The following is an 18,091-nucleotide window of genomic DNA, read 5'->3' as shown; positions in this document are numbered from 1 at the left end:
GACCCCTCGCTGCATTTCCTTCGGGCTCCCCGCCGACCCACATCTCATCGACACGGGCAGGGCAGTCCGATGACCGTCGGCCCCCTCTCCGACTGCCTCGTCGTCGATCTTTCACGCGCGCTCGCCGGACCCCAAGCGGCAATGATGCTCGGTGACCTCGGCGCGCGGGTGATCAAGGTCGAGTCACCGACCGGCGGAGACGACACCAGGAGTTGGGGTCCGCCGTTCGTCGCCGACGAAGACGGAGACCGACACTCGACGTACTTCCTCTCCTGCAATCGCAACAAGGAGTCCATCGCTCTCGATCTCAAGGCCGTCGATGGCCGCGCCACGCTCACTGCACTGATCGAGCGGGCGGACGTGCTCGTCGAGAATTTTCGGCCGGGTGTTCTCGACCGCCTCGGATACAGCATGGACGCCCTGCATCGGCTGAATCCACGTTTGGTCATTCTGTCGATCACCGGGTTCGGACACGACGGCCCCGAAGGCACTCGACCCGGTTACGACCAAATCGCCCAGGGCGAGGCGGGATTGATGTCGTTGACCGGTCCTTCCCGTGACGAACCCACTCGGGTCGGCGTCCCCATCGGCGATCTGCTTGCCGGTATGAACGGTGCTTACGGCGTCGTCGCCGCACTGCACGAGCGCCACAGCACGGGGCGTGGCCGCGTGGTGCGAACCAGCCTGTTGGCGTCCATCGTCGGGGTGCATGCGTTCCAAGGAACTCGTTACACGGTGGCCGGCGAGGTGCCGCGTCCCACCGGCGGGCATCACCCGTCGATCTGTCCGTACGGACTGTTCCACTCGGCCGAGGGACTCGTACAAATCGCCGTCGGCAGTGAGGGATTGTGGCAACGCTTCGCACCCCATTTCGGATTGGACCGCACGGAGTGGGCGACCAATCCGCAACGCGTCGCCGATCGGGACGCGGTGATCGCTGCTGTCGAAGCCGCCTTCGCGGATTGGCCCACCGACAAATTGCTCGGGCTGCTGGGCGAACTGGGTATTCCCGCCGGTCGCGTTCGCGATCTCGCCGAGGTGTACACCTGGGAACAAACACGCTCGCAAGGACTCATGATCGACGTCGACCATTCCGCGTTGGGCCCGATCACCCTGCCCGGACCGGCGCTACGCATGGACGAGGATTGCGAGGGGCCCGGTATGCGCACAACCCATGCGGCCCCGCCCACGCTCGATCAACACGGTGACTCGATCCGTGCGTGGTTGGAGACAGCGCGATGACCCGCACCGGCGCGCCTTCCCGGCTCGGCGCGCTCGAACTCGTCGACATGGTCGTCGACGACGGCAGTTTCGTTCGCTGGGACGGCGAACCGTTACCCCCGATCGGAGTCCACGGGCCTCCACAACAGAGCTACCTCGACGAGCTCGAAGCGGCTCGCGAGTCGAGCGGCTGCGACGAGGCGGTCCTGACCGGTGAAGCGACACTCGCCGGCCGGCGCGTGGCACTTGTCATGTGCGAGTTCGGCTTTCTCGCAGGGTCCATCGGAACTGCGGCAGCGGAACGACTGGTGCAGGCCGTCGAGAAGGCTACTGCGCAGAAGCTCCCGCTGCTGGCCGTGCCCACCTCGGGTGGAACACGCATGCAGGAGGGCACCGTCGCATTTCTGCAGATGGTGAAGATCTCGGCGGCAATTGCGGCGCACAAGTCGGCGGGCCTCGCTTACGCCGTCTATCTCCGTCATCCCACCACCGGTGGAGCGCTGGCCTCGTGGGGCTCCCTCGGACACGTGACCGCGGCCGAACCGGGTGCACTGCTCGGGTTTCTCGGACCGCGCGTGTACGAGGCTCTCTACGGAGCGAAATTCCCCTCGGGCGTGCAAACCGCTGAAAACCTCGCGGCCAGAGGCCTTGTCGATGCCGTTGTGCCGCCCGAGAAATTGCGTGAGGTGGCGATCGCGGCCCTCGCCGTGCTGTGCGCACCGCACGAGCCACCTCCACCCGTTCCGAACATTCCGTTGGAACACCTCGACGACGTCCCGGCCTGGGAATCCATCCAACGATCACGACGGCCGGAACGGCCAGGGGTGCGCCGACTCGTGCGATCGGCAGCGAACACAGTCACGCCACTGCAAGGCACCGGAGCCGGTGAAATCGAGCCGGGACTGTTTCTCGCGTTGGCCAAATTCGGCGCGTCTGCGTGCGTCGTGCTCGGTCAGGATCGCACCTTCGCCGATCAACCGTTGGGTCCGGCAGGGTTGCGCGAAGCGCGCCGCGGTATGCGACTGGCCGAGGAACTGCAACTGCCCCTCGTCACCGTCATCGACACCGCTGGTGCCGCATTGAGCAAAGAGGCCGAGGAGGGCGGCCTGGCGGGTGAAATAGCCAGGTGCCTGGTCGAACTCACGACGCTGAAGGCACCCACGATCTGCCTGCTGCTGGGCCAGGGCGCAGGCGGCGGTGCCCTCGCATTGCTCCCGGCCGACCGCGTGCTGTGCGCGCAGCACGGCTGGCTCTCGCCGCTGCCACCGGAAGGTGCATCGGCGATCAAGTTCCACACCACCGACCGCGCTGCGGAGATGGCCGAGGAGCAGGGCGTGCGCAGCATCGACCTGCTGCGCAACGGCGTCATCGATCGGATCGTTGCCGAACGCCCGGATGCATCCGATGAACCTGCGCAGTTTCTCTCCCGCCTCGGCACCGTGCTCGAACACGAATTGGCAAAGCTGCTCGCCGCCGATCCAACCGATTTGGTGACCCGACGCCTGCAGCGTTACCGCTACCTGGGGATGTCCGATCACCAAAAAGAAGCACTGATTGAGCAAAGCTTGCCAGTGCATCCCACCTCGAACGGTCGATAGCGTTCGAGGGGCAAGAGCACCGCCGCGCCATGCCGGCCGACTCTGCCGTATTCACAGTCCGCGATGAAGGAGATTTCAGTGCCCGATGCAATCGAGGTCCGCAAGGTCCCACTCCACAACGTGTCCGACGCCAGCGAGCTGGCGAAGCTCATCGACGACGGGGTGCTCGACGCCGACCGGGTCATCGCGGTCATCGGCAAGACCGAGGGCAACGGTGGCGTCAACGACTACACCCGCATCATCGCCGACCGCGCCTTCCGTGAGGTGTTGTCCGCGAAAGGAACCCGGAGCGCCCACGACGTCGGCGAGGTACCGATCGTGTGGTCCGGCGGAACCGACGGAGTCATCAGCCCGCACGCGACGATCTTCGCCACCGTGCCGGCCGACAAGGCCGTGCAGTCCGACGAGCCTCGTCTGACGGTCGGCGTCGCGATGAGCGAGCAGCTCATGCCCGAGGACATCGGTCGCACCGCCATGATCACCAAGGTTGCTGCGGCAGTGAGAGATGCCATGGCCAACGCAGGAATCACCGATCCGGCCGACGTGCACTACGTGCAGACCAAGACACCGCTACTGACGATTCACACCATTCGCGATGCCAAGAGCCGCGGCAAGACCGTCTGGACCGAGCAGACACACGAGTCGATGGACCTCTCGAACGGCGGAACCGCTCTCGGTATCGCTGTTGCCCTCGGCGAGATCGACATGCCGACGGACGAGGATGTCATGCACAGTCGCGAACTGTATTCGTCTGTCGCATCGTGCTCCTCGGGCGTGGAGCTCGACCGTGCGCAGATCGTCGTCGTCGGAAACACCCGCGGAATCGGCGGTCGGTACCGCATCGGCCACAGTGTCATGAAGGATGCGCTCGATCAGGACGGCATCTGGGATGCCATCAAGGACGCCGGCCTCGAACTTCCCGAGCGTCCGCGCACCGCAGACCTCGACGGCAAGCTGGTCAACGTATTCCTCAAATGTGAAGCGAGCCAGGACGGTACGGTTCGTGGCCGCCGTAACGCGATGCTGGACGACTCCGACGTGCACTGGCACCGCCAGATCAAGGCGTGCGTCGGCGGAGTCACGGCCGCGGTGACGGGCGATCCGGCAGTGTTCGTGTCGGTCTCGGCCGCACACCAGGGACCCGAAGGCGGCGGACCCGTCGCTGCGATCGTCGACCTCGGATAGCGCAGAGCTCGACTACCGAACGAACGCCGCGCGGAACCGATTCCTTTCGGAGCCGCGCGGCATTCGGCCCTCATCACTGCATCTCTCGGATCGAAGGAACTCCCATGGCAACCTCCGCCGGACCCGCTACCGAACTTCTGATGATCGACGCACTCGAACTCAGCGGAAAGATCAAGCGTCGGGAGGTGTCCTGTGTCGAGACCATGACGGCGTATCTGGACCACATCGAGATCCACAATCCCACCGTCAATGCCATCGTGGCCCTGCGTGACCGTGAGGAGTTGATCGCCGAGGCGCGGGAGCGTGACGACCAGCTGGCGCAGGGGCAGTACCTCGGTTGGATGCACGGGTTTCCCCATGCGGTGAAGGATCTTTCGGCTGTGAAGGGCTTACCGTTCACCTCGGGATCGGCGATTTTCGCGGATCGGATCGCCGAGGCGGACGATCTCTTCGTCGCTCGAATCAGAGCCGCCGGAGCCATCATCATCGGCAAGACCAACACACCGGAATTCGGCTACGGATCCCAGACCTACAACCCGGTGTACGGCACCACCGTCTCCCCCTACGATCACTCACTCACCGCCGGCGGCAGCAGCGGAGGTGCGGCGGCGGCGCTCGCGCTGCGCATGCTGCCCGTGGCCGACGGCACCGACTACATGGGTTCACTGCGCAACCCGGCGGCATTCAACAACGTTGTCGGTTTCCGTCCGTCCTGGGGACGGATCCCCGAGCCTGGATTCATCGCCCAGGGCGCAGTGGCCGGCCCGATGGGACGATCGGTCACCGACGTCGCTCACCTGCTCTCGACGATGGCCGGACCGGATGCCAACGCTCCACTCGCACTCGACGAAGACCCGGAAATCTTCACGCGCACTCTCGAACGCAGCTTTCGGGGGGCCCGGATCGCCTGGGTCGGTGACTGGAACGGTTATCTGGCAACCGAACCCGGCGTGCTCGACCTGTGCGAATCTGCGTTTCCCATCTTTGCCGATCTCGGTTGCGAGGTCGATGCGGCTCTGCCCGACTACGACCCGGCCCATATTTGGGATTCGTTCCTGACGTGGCGTTGGTGGGCTCAGCTCGGAATGGCCGACCTCTATGCGGATCCTCGAACGCGCGCGCTGATGAAGCCTGAAATGGTCTGGGAGATGGAGCATGCCGTCGCACTCAGCGCTCTCGACATCACCGCGGCGGCGCAGAAGCGCAACGATTGGAACGCTGCCCTGAACACGCTGTTCGAGACCTACGACTTCGTTCTCGCACCCAGCGCCCAGGTGTTCCCGTTCGACAAGGAACAGCATTGGCCGCAGTCCATCGCAGGGCGTTCGATGGACACCTACCACCGGTGGATGGAGACAGTGGTGCCGTGGACGATGGCCGGTGTTCCGATCGCGGCCGTACCGGTCGGTTTCGACGATCGCGGTCTGCCGATGGGGGTACAGATCATCGGCAGGCACGGTGCCGATCGTTCGGTCCTGCAACTCGCGTACGCGTACGAGCAGGCCACCCGCTGGGTCGAGCGCGTCGTCCCACCTGCTCTGCAGGTCCGCTGATCCCCCACCACAGGCGAACGGACGGCAACGTACGGTTGAACAATGGATGACATGGTCGGTGAACTTCGTCCACGAACACGAGACTTCCCCTCGTCGGCGAGCTATGCCCTCACTGTCGCTGAACTGCTCGCGCTACCGAGTCTCGCGGAGTCCACCCTTGTCGCCGGCGAGCGTGGCCTCGAGAAGATCGTGCGACGCGTCAACGTCATCGAAGTTCCCGACATCTTGCCGTGGGTCAAGCAGAACGAGCTGCTGCTGACGACGGGTTTCCCTCTGCGACATGCTGATTCGGGTCGACCGTTCGGTGCCGGTGCCCTGGTGGAGCTCGTCGAAGGCTTGGCCGAGCGCGGCGCGGCAGCGCTGGGAGTCAAGGAGGGCCGGTACTTCGGGGACGTGCCGGCCGCCATGATCGAGGCGGCCGACCGACTCGACCTGCCGCTGTTCCTCATTCGCCGCGACGTGGGATTCGACGAGGTCATCTCCGAGGTGTTCACCCACCTCGTCGACCGACAGGCGTGGGCACTGGACATCGCCGACCGAATGCATCGAGCACTCACCTCGATCGTGCTCGAGGGCGGAGACCTACCTCAGATTGCCGACGAGGTGGCCACACTCTTCGAGGCATCGGTGCTCATCTGCACTCCCGATGGCAGGGTGCAGGCCACGGCCGGCGCCGATGCCGATCTTGCTGCGCTCGAGGAGATGCCGCTGTTCGATCCTTCCGGCAGGCTGCTCACCGAGCGCCTGCACGAAGGCCTGCAGCCGGTACCGGGCGACGACACGCACCGCATCGCGGTGGCACCGATCATCGCGGGCGGCACCGACCACGGCCTCATCGTTGCCGTGGCCGAGGCGCAACGCCTCGGACCGGTCACCATGCAGTCTCTCGAGCGGGCGGCCACAGTGGTCGCGTTGGCGGTCATCAAGAAGCTCGCGGTCTCTGCCGTGGAATCGAAGTTCCGCGGCGATTTTTTGCGTGACGTTCTCAACGGCGCTACCGAGTCTCCCGAACAGATCATCGAGTACTGCGCGCAACTCGACTGGGACGTGAACCGACGCATGGTCGTCATCGTCGCTCAATTGGACGAGATTGCCGAAGCGGCCGTGAGTAATTCGGTGAAGCCTGCGGTATCCGGACGACTACCCCAGGAACGGCTCACCGCAGCCTGGCAACAGGTGGTGCGCCGCCGCGATCGACGGGCACCCGTCGTCGGATTCAGCAACGAGGTCGTCACCCTCATGCCGGCCGAACCGGGCACCGAGCACGAGGTGGTCGACGATCTGATCGCGTCCGTGGCCGGCGACAAGGGCGGTGGCCGTAACTCGTTCGGCGCAGGGGTCAGCCGAGTCATCGACTCCGTCGCCGATATTCCACGCGCCTACGATCAAGCGCGCAAGGCCGTCATGGTCGGGCGACGCATGAGCGGTAACGGGTCGGTGGCACATTTCGACAGCCTGGGTGTGCACCGCCTGCTGTCCCTGGTGACCGATGCCGCGGAGTTGCAGGCGTTCGCGAGCGAAGTGTTGGGCTCACTCGCGGGCGACGATGCCGATGCTCTCGATCTGCGCCAAACGCTGCAAGCACTGTTGGATACCAACTGCAATGTCGCCGAAACAGCACGCGTGCTGCACTTTCACTACAACACCCTCCGCTACCGAATCGGCAAGCTGGAATCCATCGTCGGCCCCTTCACCACCGATCCCATTCTGCGCCTGGATGTGGCGCTCGCACTGCGCGTTGCGGAGATGAAGGGCCTGTGACGTACAACAAGGAGATATCAAGTGCTCGACGGACATTCGATCGGTTCCGATGCTCGCACGCTCGCCGCATCGGTGAGATCCGGTAGCCTCTCGGCTCGCGAGGTGATCGAGCAACACCTCGACCACATCGCCCGCAACAACGCCGATCTGAACGCGATCGTCACGCTGGCAGCAGAATCGGCCAGACGCGAAGCCGACGAGATCGACGCGCGCGTGGTCCGCGGCGAACCGGTCGGCGCGCTTGCCGGAGTGCCGTTCACGGTCAAGGATCTGATCGCTACCGCTGGTGTTCGTACCACGGCGGGCTCGTTCGCTCTGGCGAACAATGTCCCTCGCATCGATGCACCGGCCGTCGCTCGGATGCGCGCCGAAGGTGCAGTGCTGATGGGGAAGACCAACACCCCCGAGTTCGGTGCCAGCGGTCTCACGCACAACGACATCTTCGGGTACACCGTCAACCCGCTTTCTCCTGCGGGAACACCACTTTCGCCGGGAGGCAGCAGCGGCGGCGAGGCAGCGGCGATAGCGTCGGGCATGAGTGTGGTGGGACTGGGTACCGACTTCGGCGGCTCGGTTCGCTGGCCCGCGCACTGCACGGGCCTGTTCTCGATCAGGCCTACGCCGGGGCGAATCGACCCCGATGGGCAATACCCCGGTGTCGTGAGCGATCACCGGGTGCTGACCAACCCGGCCACCATGCACGGTGCGGTTCAGACCGTCGGACCGATGGCACGCACCCTCGACGACGTGAGCGTGGTACTGAAGGTGCTCTCGTCACCGCAGTACCGGTGGATCGAGCCGGCAGAGGTGAACACCCGCGGCCTCGATATCCGTTGGGCGGCAGAAGAAGGAACTGTTCCGGTCGATGCGGAGATTCGCGCCGCCACCGAAGCGGCCGCCCTGCGCACCGCCTCGTCCGTCAGGTCGGTGACGCCCTACAAGGGCACTGCGCTGCGCGAGGCCAACGACCTGTTCACGCGAATGCGGGCCTGCGAAACGCAAACCGACATCGAGCAATACAGTCCCGCCGAATTCAGCGACAACATCACAGCGATCCTCGGCGCGGTCCGACCGACGTCGGCGACGGACGTCGAGGCACTGTGGGCTCACCGCGCCGAGCTGCAGCATCGGTTGCTGACCGAGATGGGCGATGTCCTGATACTCCCGGTCGCGTCGATCCTCGCCCCACCGCTCGGACAGACGAGCTTCGATGTCGACGGCACCACCTTGTCGTGGTCGCAGGCGTTGGCCAGCAGTCGAGCGATCAGCATCCTCGGTCTGCCGTCGGTAGTGGTTCCCGTTGCCACCTCGGAGAGCAGCCTGCCGATCGGTATCCAGATCATCGCTCGGCCGTGGCACGAACACCATGCGCTCGCCGTCGCCGCCGCTCTGGGCTAGTCCACGCGGACCGCGACGGCGACTTCTTACAACGACCGGCTTCGGATTTGGTCGAGTTCTGTTTCATGTCGAAGCAGCACCGGCCACTAACGTGATGGGCATCACTCATCCAGTAGGAAGGCGGCGGCATGCGCGACATCCTCGACGATCTCGCCCCATGGCTGCTCGAGCGTGAGCCGTTCGTCCTTGCCACCGTTGTGCGAACCTGGCAGTCCTCACCCCGTCCGGCCGGGGCAGCGATGGCAGTATCGGCATCCGGGCAAGTGATCGGCAGTGTCTCCGGCGGTTGTATCGAGGGTGCCCTGTACGAGCTTGCCAACGACGTTCTCGCCGACGGCTACGCCCGGAGTGAGACCTACCGTGTGGCGGACGACGACGCCATCGGCGTCGGCCTCACCTGCGGCGGCACCATCGAAGTGTTCGTTCGACTCGTCGACCGCGACGCCTGCGATTCTCTTCGGGAAGTGGCCGGCCGCATCGCTGCGGGCGAGCCGGTGGCCGTCCTCACCGAGCTGAGCGCCGGGGCACCGACGCGGTACGCAATTCTCGGATCGGACCTCACCGTGGATGCAGGCTCACTCGCCGACGCGCACTCCGATGGATCGCCGCTGGGGCCGTTCGTTCGCGAGCAACTGCACCGCGGCGAATCCGGTCTCGACATTCACCTGTCCGATGACAGCGAGCGATCGATCATGGCGGAGGTCTTCGGCCCGCCGCCGCGGATGTACGTCTTCGGTGCCATCGACTTCGCGGCCGCCCTGTGCCACCTCGGCTCGTTCGCCGGCTACGCCGTCACCGTCGTCGACGCCCGCGCCGTATTCGCTACCCCGGCCCGTTTCCCCGAGGCAGTCGATGTCGTCGTCGCATGGCCGCACACGTTTCTCGAATCTGCGCCGGTCGACGAGCGAACAGTCATCGCAGTGCTCACGCACGACGAGAAGTTCGACATTCCCCTCCTCGAGCGAGCGCTACGCAGCCGTGCTGCCTATGTGGGCGCGTTGGGAAGCAGGTCCACTCACCGCCGCCGCATCGAACTCCTCGGCGAGCGCGGGGTGAGCGAGACCGAGCTGGACCGGTTGCACTCCCCTATCGGACTCGATATCGGCGCGAGCACCCCAGCGGAAACGGCCGTGTCCATCGTCGCCGAGATATTGAAGGTCTCACGGCGCACCACCGGGCTCGAGTTGCGTGATCTCACCGGTCCGATTCACCGAGATATTTTGTCGGAGAATGCTAATCGACCCAGCACACGCTCGGCTGTCCGGTGCTGACACTGCGGGACGAGCAACGCTCGGCCATCACCGAGGCACCGCACACCGTCGAGACGGTCCTGAACTCGAACCTGTTGGCGCACGCAACTGTGCTCGCCGGTCATGCCGGCCTCGGGCGACCGGTACGCAGAATCAATCACGTCGACGACCCCGCCGGCATCCGGTTCTGGATCAGGCCCGGCGACCTACTGTCGACCACGAGCGAGGCTCTCGCACATCTGACGGAGCCGACGGCATCGCTGTTGTCACGCGCGCATTCCCTCGGCGTCGCCGGAATTCTTGTGCGGGCCGACGACGACCTTGCCGTTCCCGAGTGCGTCGGCGTGTGTGCCGACGAGCTGGGCCTACCGCTACTTCAGATTTTCGGTGAACCCGACCCTGGTCACGAGCTCACCGTAGGCCTTCGCGACAGTGCAAAGACTCAGGCGCGAGCGAAATTTCGGTCGGATCGTCTGCGTCGTTCTCTGACCGACATCACGCTCGCGGGCGGTGGGGTGGCGCAACTGGCCTTCGCGACTGCGGTCGAATGCGACGTGGCAGTGTCCATCACGACGGTGGATGGACGAGAACTCGCTTCCGCCGGAAGTGACGACGAACTTCGAGCACTTCGCACCGGCATCGCGTTCGATGCCACGGGAAGACTGCGCACCGATTCCATCGACGGCGGCCTCGGTCTCCGGTCGCAGCAGAACAATTCGATTGCCGTATGCGCCGTCACGGCCAACGGAATCGACCACGGACGTATCGTCCTGTTCTCCTCGACTCGCACCTTGACGGAATCGGATCTCCTCACCGCGGACGCGGCCGCAGGGGTGTTGGCGATGGTCGTCACTCGCGATCTCGCACTCTCGGCGGTGGAGGAGAAGCACCGGTCGAACTTTCTCCGGGATCTCCTGCTGGGCCGAGGCGGGGAGCACGACCACGCGGTGGCTCATGCCCGTCGGTTCGGTTGGGACATCGGCAGACCCGTCGTCGTTGTCGCGATCGAACCGATACCTCGTCACGACGACCCGTCGCCCACCCGCCGGCCGCTCGTCGATCGACAGATGGCGGCGTTCTCGAGCGCACTGGCGCAACGCGATTCGTCTGCTGCGATTGCTGCACTCGGCACCGAAACCGTCATCATCATGGGTAGTGGCCCCACCACGGTGTCGGACGTACACGAGATCGTCGAGCGAGTCCACGGCGACGGCGGTGGCGGTCGACAGCCCTTCACCGTCGGTATATCACGGCCCTGCACTGCAGTGGAAGACATTCCGGCAACGTACGGCCAGGCCCGCACAGCAGTGAAAGTCGGCCGCCGGATCGGCGGCGACTGGACCGTCACTGCCTTCGACGAGCTCGGCGTCTTTCGCTTGTTGAGCCTGGTGGACAACGAGGACGAGCTCGAATCGTTCGCGCGGGAAACCTTGCACGATCTTGCGGGCCACAGCGCCGAAGCGCAGGACATGCGAAAGACCCTGGAGATGTTGCTGGCCACGAACATCAATATCGCGGAAACTGCTCGCGCACTGCATTTCCACTACAACACTCTCCGATACCGCATCACGAAGCTCGAAAAAATTCTGGGCCCGTTCACCGATCACGCCGATCTACGGCTCGATCTTTCCCTCGCACTCAAGATCATGGCGATGCGCGCCGCCGACCACCAGATGTGACGGCTGAGCCATCGAGCGCTTGGCAGATTGCGCCCATATCGGCCGCACGATACCGCAGTAGCGTTGCACCACAACACTTTACACGCCCCACGAACCCCCTCGGTTCGGTACGTTGGAGGAAGGCTCGAAATGCCGATCTGGAAGATTCACGGAGACGGAAAGAACGTATTACCAGGTGACGTTGTCGCCCCGAACGAGCGATTGAACTGGGGCCGCACCATCAGCCTCGGCGGTCAGCACGTCGTCTCGATGTTCGGGGCCACGTTCGTCTTCCCCATCATCATGGGCCTCAATCCCCAACTGGCCATTCTCATGTCGGGGTTCTGCACCATCTTCTTCCTGCTCATGGTCAAGGGCCGGATTCCCAGCTACCTCGGCACGTCCGCAGTGTTCGTGGGCGGTGTGGCCGCCATCCGGGCGCAGGGTGGCACCTCGGCCGAGGTCACCGGCGCAATCCTGGTCTCCGGTGTCGTTCTCGCCCTCGCCGGCCTCGCCATCCACCTCATGGGCGGCGGGGTGGTGGTCAAGGTGCTCCCGCCGGTGGTCACCGGAGCGGTGGTGATGCTGATCGGGTTCAACCTTGCCCCCGTCGTCGCCAGCACGTACTGGCCGCAGGACCAATGGGTCGCTCTCGCAGTGATGATCGTCCTGGTCGTCATGAGCGTCGCACTGCGCGGCTTCATCGGACGAATCGCCATCCTGCTGTCCCTGATCTTCGGGTACGTACTGTCCTGGATTCTCGATCTCGTCTCCGGGCCCATCACGTCCTACGACGCGGCTGCCGGAGAGATCACCGAACATTTCCGGGTCAACTGGTCGGGCGTCGAATCGTCGTCGTGGCTCGGTCTGCCGCCGTTCAGCGACGAGGCGAACGGCATCGTGGGCATCCACGCACCCTCGTTCAGCCTGGCCTTCATCGTCCTCGTGCTCCCCGGCGTCATCGCCCTGATTGCCGAGAACGCCGGACACGTCAAGGCCGTAGCCGAAATGACCGGAGACGACCTCGACCCCATGATGGGACGCGCACTGGCAGCCGACGGTTTGGCTACCGTGATGGCCAGCTCGGTCGGTGGCTCGCCCACGACGACCTACGCCGAGAACATCGGCGTCATGGCCGCAACCAAGGTGTACTCGACGGCCGCATATACCGCGGCCGGAATCATCGCCATGCTTCTCGGCTTCTCCCCGAAGTTCGGCGCACTGATCTCGGCGACGCCCGGCGGAGTACTCGGCGGAATCACCGTGGTGCTGTACGGAATGATCGGCCTTCTGGGCGCAAAGATCTGGCACGAGAACGGCGTCGACTTCGGCAACCCGCTCAACATGATGCCCGTCGCGGCAGGACTCATCATCGCCATCGGAGACACCTCGCTCGTCTTCAGCGACTCCTTCTCGTTGAGCGGTATCTCTTTGGGCACCATCGTCGTCATCGTTCTCTACCACCTGTGCGCACGTATCGCTCCCGCGCACATGAGGACGCGGAACGAGCAACCACCCACCCGCCGTTCGGCGGCTCATCGGGGTACCGACACAGTCGAACCCCTCGAGCCGTTGCGGTAACGAGCGATTGCCACACTGAGGCGTGACGTTTGTCACCTCTTGACGAAACACTTATCGGCACAGGCAGGCAGGATCGGGATATGAAACCTTCGCCACTTAAATACCATCGACCTCGGTCGATCGAGGAGGCGTGCCAGATCCTCGCGGGCGTCGACGGCAAGGTCCTGGCGGGCGGACAGTCACTGATCCCGATGCTCTCGATGCGGCTGGCGGCCCCCGGCAACCTGATCGACATCACCGGCATCGCCGGACTCGACGAGATCACCGCCTCGGCGCAGTCGGGCGTCACCTTCGCAGCGCTCGCCACGCACGCCACAGTGGCCTCGAACCGCGCTGCTGCTCAGACACAGCCGCTGCTCGGACGGGCACTGCAGTTGGTGGCCCACCCGACCATCAGGAACCGTGGAACCACCGTCGGATCCATCGTCCACGCCGACCCGTCGGCCGAGATGCCTGCCGTTATCCGTTTGCTCGACGGTTCGGTGACGGTCCAGTCCGTGCGGGGACGCCGCCAGATCTCGGCGAAGGATCTGTTTCTCGGACCCCTGGAGTCCTCGCTCGAGACCGACGAGATCGCCATCGCGGCGACCGTTCCTGCGGCCCGGCCCGGAGTGGGCACAGCCATCGACGAAATTGCCCGCAGACAAGGCGATTACGCGCTTGTCGGAGTCGTGGCCCGCGCCGAGGTGAGCGAGGGCGGCGAGGTACGCAGCGCCCAGGTCACCTATGTCTCCGCCGGCGAGTTCGGTGAAGTCACCGATTTCACCGACGTCATCGCTGGGGCGTGCATATCCGACGCGCGTGATCCGAAGTGGAACGCACTGTCCGACGCTGCTCGGCATCGCATCGAGACCGAGCCCGATATTCACGCCACAGCCGCCTACAGATCTCAACTCGTCGCAGCGCTGACAGCACGGGTGGTGATGGCCGCCGCAGTCGACGGCGCATCCTCGTTGACCACGCACCAGGCAGCGCTGCACGTCGATTCCGGAGTGAACCAGTAATGACGACAACAGATATCGAACAACAGCTCGACGATCTGATGACCGAGACCGGCGAACAACACGTACAGGTGACGTTCACGCTCAACTCGACCAAACAAACGATCGTCGTTCCGGCCCGAACGATCGCATCCGATGCCATCCGCCACAATCTTCGCCAGACCGGCACCCACGTAGGGTGCGAGCACGGCGTGTGTGGTGCCTGCACCGTTCTGCTCGACGGTAAGCCCGTCCGGGCCTGCCTGATGTTGGCCGCCAGCCTCGAGGGCCAGAGTGTCACCACGGTGGAGGGTCTCGTCGAGCCGGACGGCACGTTGCACCCCGTGCAGCAGGCATTCAAGGACTGCCACGGTCTGCAATGCGGCTTCTGCACACCAGGATTCGTCACCACCATCGCGGCATTCCTCGAGGAGAACGACTCTCCGACGCAGGAAGAAGCCACCGAGGCCATCGCCGGCAACATCTGCCGGTGTACCGGATATCAGAACATCAAGGCCTCGGTGCTGCGGGCCGCCGAGATCAAGCGCGAGAGAGCGGGCGAATTCCCCCTCGGGCCGGACGACGAATCGAGCCGAGCGGCACTGGACCGGAAAGTACGGGGAACCACCAATCCCGTCGGCGGACGGATGGGCCGAGCATGAGCACCACCCGCACGGCCCCACCGCACACCCCGACCAACACTGCCCCGCTCTTCGGCCAACCACTCTCGCGGTCCGAGGACACGCGGTTGCTGAGCGGGAAGGGCAAGTATCTCGACGATCTCGGACACGGCGCGCTGATCGCCGCCTTCGTTCGCTCTCCGCACGCACACGCGCGGATCACCGGGATCGACATCGACGCCGCGCTCGCCATGCAGGGAGTGCACGCGGTCTACACCTACGACGATCTCGAAGCGGACTCACCCGAGATGGCCGAGGGCCTACCACTGCTGATTCCGCACCCAGCAATCATCGCCCCGCGCAACGGTTTTCCACTGGCCAAGGACAAGGTCAACCACGTCGGCGAGGCCATCGTCATGGTCATCGCGCAGAGTCGCTACGTGGCCGAAGATGCCTGCGCCGCCATCGAGGTCACCTACGACATTCTCGATCCGGTCGTAGGAATCGAGACCGCTCGCACCGCGACTCGGCACGTGCACGACGATGTACCCGACAACGTTGCTGCGCATCTGCAGCACAGCTTCGGCGACATCGACCGCGAATTGGCGACGGCACCGCACCGAATCACGCTCAATCTCGACGTGGAGCGTTCCGCGGCAATGCCGTTGGAGGGCAAGGGTGTCTATGCGCGGTGGGACAGCGACGAGGAAACGCTGACCTTCTGGTCGTCGACGCAGACCTCCACCTCGGTGCGCGCGGCCGTTGCAGCGCGGCTCGGCATGGCAATGAACAAGATTCACTGCATCGCACCGGATGTCGGTGGCGGTTTCGGCGTCAAGATCATGCACCCGTGGCCCGAGGAGGTCATGGTGACGTGGGCCGCGCGGCAGTTGGGCCGAGCCGGTATCTCCAACGAGGTCAAATGGGTCGAAGACCGTCGTGAGCATTTCATCTCGAGCGCCCACGAACGCGCGCAGGTCCAAGAGGTCACGCTAGGGTTCGACGACGAAGGCCGGCTACTGGCGTTCGACTTCACCGTCTGGCACGACAACGGCGCCTACCTCCCGTACGGCATCATCGTCCTGATCAACACTGCGACGCAGGTGCTCGGGCCGTACAAGCCGGTCTCGTTCCGCTGCAACGGTTATTCGCTGTACACCAACACCGTCATCGTCATTCCCTATCGTGGGGCCGGCCGTCCGCAGGGCGTGTTCGCGATGGAGCGATCGATGGACGCCATCGCCCAGTACCTCGGCAAGGATCGGCTCGAAGTTCGCGAGAAGAACCTGATCCGGCCCGAGGAGATGCCCTACGACTTCGGTCTCATGTTCCAGGACGGTCGGCCGTTGATCTACGACACCGGCGACTATCAGGCCGGTATCGACAAGCTCAAGGCGCTCATCGACTGGGACGGCTTCCCCGCGTACAAGAAGCAGGCCGCCGCCGAGGGCCGCACCGTCGGCATCGGCGTCGGCGCGTATGTGGAAGGCACCGGCCCCGGACCCTACGAGGGTGCGCACGTCCTCATCGAGAACTCCGGAAAGATCAAGGGCGCAACGGGCCTGACCACCCAGGGACAGGGTCATCAGACGACGTTCGCGCAGATCGTCGCCGATGATCTGGGCGTGTCGATCGCCGACATCGAGATCACCACCGGTGACACTCGCCGATTCGGTTATGCCGTCGGCACATTCGCCTCTCGTGGTGCAGTCATGTCCGGATCGGCATTCCACGTTGCAGCGCAGATGGTGGCCGAGAAGGCGAAGATCATCGCCGGCCGCGCTCTGGACCTGGACGTCGCCGAGCTGGAATTGCGCGGTGGCTACGTGAGCAAGATCGGCACCGAACCGGGAGCCGAGGGCACCTCGATCTCCCTCGGAGTGGTTGCAGTGCTGTCCAATCCGCTGCGGTACGCGTTCGACAAGGAGTCCCGGCAGGCGACCGGATTCGCGAAGATGGGCACCGACATGTCCATCCCACCGGTGCCGGAGGGCGAGCAGCCCGGACTCGAGGCGACGGGGTACTACTCGCCCCCGCGGTCGACATTCGCGTCGGGCATTCACGCCGCGATCGTCGAGACCGACCCGGTAACTGCGGAAATCCACGTCGAGCGCTACGCCGTCGTCCATGACTGCGGCAACGTCATCAATCCTCGAATCGTCGAGGGGCAAATCCACGGTGGTGTCGCGCAGGGAATCGGCGGCGCACTCTACGAGAAGATCGTGTACGACGAGCACGGGCAGCTGCTCAACGCATCGTTCATGGACTTCCTGATGCCCTTCGTGACCGAGGTTCCCGAGACGATCGAGATGGATCACACCGTCACCCCGTCCGGACTCAACCCGCTGGGAATGAAGGGTGCCGGTGAAGCCGGCGTCATTCCCACCACTGCCGTCATCGCGGCAGCGGTCGAGGACGCCGAAGGCTTCCCGATCACCTCGATGCCCATATCCCCGTCCGACCTCTACGAGCTGCGGCTGATCCACGCGGTCGCCCAGACATCCCAGGAGACTTCATGAGAATCGCAGGCACCGCCACCCTGACCGCGCCTCCCGCCGAGGTCTACGACAGCATGCAGGACGGCCGAGTACTCGCCGCGACCATTCCCGGTGTGCAATCGCTCGAGCAGTTGAGCGATGACCACTACAAGCTCTCCATCACGGCCGGGGTCGCAGCGATCAAGGGCACGTACGACGGTGAAGTGTTGCTCTCGCAACAGAATCGGCCCGAGTCGTTCGTCATGACCGCCTCCGGTGCTGGCGCGCCGGGCACCGTGCGCGCCGATGTCACCATCACGCTCGAGCAGACCGAGAGCGGCGGCACACTCCTCAGCTACGACGCCGATGCCGTGGTCGGCGGAATGGTCGGCGGCGTCGGGCAGCGCATGATCACCGGTGTCGCCAAGAAGATGGCGGGAGTGTTCTTCAACGGACTCGACGGCGTCATCGCCAACGGGGTGCCCGAGGCGTCCGCATCGGCCGAGGCCTCCCCCGCCGGCGCAGCGGGTGGCTCCATCGCGCTGCCGGTCGCCGCGTCGGGTGGACACTCCGGCGCTGCGAGCGCTCCCGCTGCGGCGGCGTCGGTCAAGGGTGCGCTGATCGCCGCCGCGGCGGGCGCGGGCATCGCCTTGGCCGGAGTTGTCCTGGGCAGCGTGCTCACTCGCTCGTCGTGTAATCGGTAGCTGCAGCCTCGTAGATAGAAGGCCGCTCACCCCCAGCGCGGGGTGAGCGGCCTTTGTCGTTGCAAGTACTGCCAATTCGACGGTCCTTCAGGGCGCGCGGAGCTC

Annotated in this window: 13 protein-coding genes; all 13 read left to right on the top strand. The window is 64.9% G+C overall.

Annotated features, from left to right (window positions below):
- Positions 1–69 precede the first annotated feature (69 nt).
- The 13 genes from O4220_RS20915 to O4220_RS20855 all read left to right on the top strand — a co-directional run bounded on the left by O4220_RS20915 (position 70) and on the right by O4220_RS20855 (position 17,986).
- Positions 70–1,242: a CaiB/BaiF CoA transferase family protein gene (locus O4220_RS20915; protein ID WP_269607399.1), complete on the top strand. Its 1,173-nt coding sequence runs from the start codon at positions 70–72 to the stop codon at positions 1,240–1,242.
- Positions 1,239–2,819 carry a carboxyl transferase domain-containing protein gene (locus O4220_RS20910; RefSeq protein WP_269607398.1) on the top strand — a complete coding sequence of 527 codons (1,581 nt, stop codon included), beginning with the start codon at positions 1,239–1,241 and terminating at the stop codon, positions 2,817–2,819. Before O4220_RS20915 ends, O4220_RS20910 begins: the two co-directional genes overlap by 4 nt.
- Before the next feature lie 78 nt (positions 2,820–2,897).
- Positions 2,898–4,004, top strand: coding sequence for a ring-opening amidohydrolase (locus tag O4220_RS20905; RefSeq protein WP_269607396.1), 1,107 nt, complete (start codon positions 2,898–2,900; stop codon positions 4,002–4,004).
- Positions 4,005–4,108: 104 nt separating this feature from the next.
- Complete coding sequence (locus O4220_RS20900; protein ID WP_269607395.1) at positions 4,109–5,557, top strand: amidase; 1,449 nt, start codon at positions 4,109–4,111, stop codon at positions 5,555–5,557.
- A gap of 42 nt (positions 5,558–5,599) precedes the next feature.
- Positions 5,600–7,318, top strand: coding sequence for a PucR family transcriptional regulator (locus tag O4220_RS20895; RefSeq protein ID WP_269607394.1), 1,719 nt, complete (start codon positions 5,600–5,602; stop codon positions 7,316–7,318).
- A gap of 21 nt (positions 7,319–7,339) precedes the next feature.
- Complete coding sequence (locus O4220_RS20890) at positions 7,340–8,716, top strand: amidase (protein ID WP_269607393.1); 1,377 nt, start codon at positions 7,340–7,342, stop codon at positions 8,714–8,716.
- A 128-nt stretch (positions 8,717–8,844) separates the two neighbouring features.
- Entirely contained in the window at positions 8,845–9,987 is a 1,143-nt protein-coding gene (locus tag O4220_RS20885) for an XdhC family protein (RefSeq protein WP_269607392.1), read from the top strand.
- Positions 9,981–11,645, top strand: a complete 1,665-nt coding sequence (locus tag O4220_RS20880; RefSeq protein ID WP_269607391.1) for a helix-turn-helix domain-containing protein — start codon at positions 9,981–9,983, stop codon at positions 11,643–11,645. Before O4220_RS20885 ends, O4220_RS20880 begins: the two co-directional genes overlap by 7 nt.
- Positions 11,646–11,774: 129 nt before the next feature.
- Positions 11,775–13,205, top strand: coding sequence for a uracil-xanthine permease family protein (locus tag O4220_RS20875; protein ID WP_269607390.1), 1,431 nt, complete (start codon positions 11,775–11,777; stop codon positions 13,203–13,205).
- An 80-nt stretch (positions 13,206–13,285) separates the two neighbouring features.
- Positions 13,286–14,209 carry an FAD binding domain-containing protein gene (locus O4220_RS20870; protein WP_269607389.1) on the top strand — a complete coding sequence of 308 codons (924 nt, stop codon included), beginning with the start codon at positions 13,286–13,288 and terminating at the stop codon, positions 14,207–14,209.
- Positions 14,209–14,847, top strand: coding sequence for a (2Fe-2S)-binding protein (locus O4220_RS20865; protein WP_094609937.1), 639 nt, complete (start codon positions 14,209–14,211; stop codon positions 14,845–14,847). The genes O4220_RS20870 and O4220_RS20865 overlap by 1 nt, the downstream gene beginning before the upstream one ends.
- A complete protein-coding gene (gene cutA / locus O4220_RS20860; RefSeq protein ID WP_269607388.1) occupies positions 14,844–17,324 on the top strand; it encodes an aerobic carbon-monoxide dehydrogenase large subunit in 2,481 nt (826 codons plus the stop codon). The genes O4220_RS20865 and cutA overlap by 4 nt, the downstream gene beginning before the upstream one ends.
- Positions 17,321–17,986 carry an SRPBCC family protein gene (locus O4220_RS20855; protein WP_269607387.1) on the top strand — a complete coding sequence of 222 codons (666 nt, stop codon included), beginning with the start codon at positions 17,321–17,323 and terminating at the stop codon, positions 17,984–17,986. Before cutA ends, O4220_RS20855 begins: the two co-directional genes overlap by 4 nt.
- The last annotated feature ends 105 nt before the right edge of the window (positions 17,987–18,091 follow it).

This window comes from Rhodococcus ruber (genome assembly GCF_027270735.1).
Lineage (GTDB): Bacteria > Actinomycetota > Actinomycetes > Mycobacteriales > Mycobacteriaceae > Rhodococcoides > Rhodococcoides rubrum_A.
Note: the sequence above shows the minus strand (reverse complement) of the source record. Positions and strands in the feature narration are given on the sequence as shown.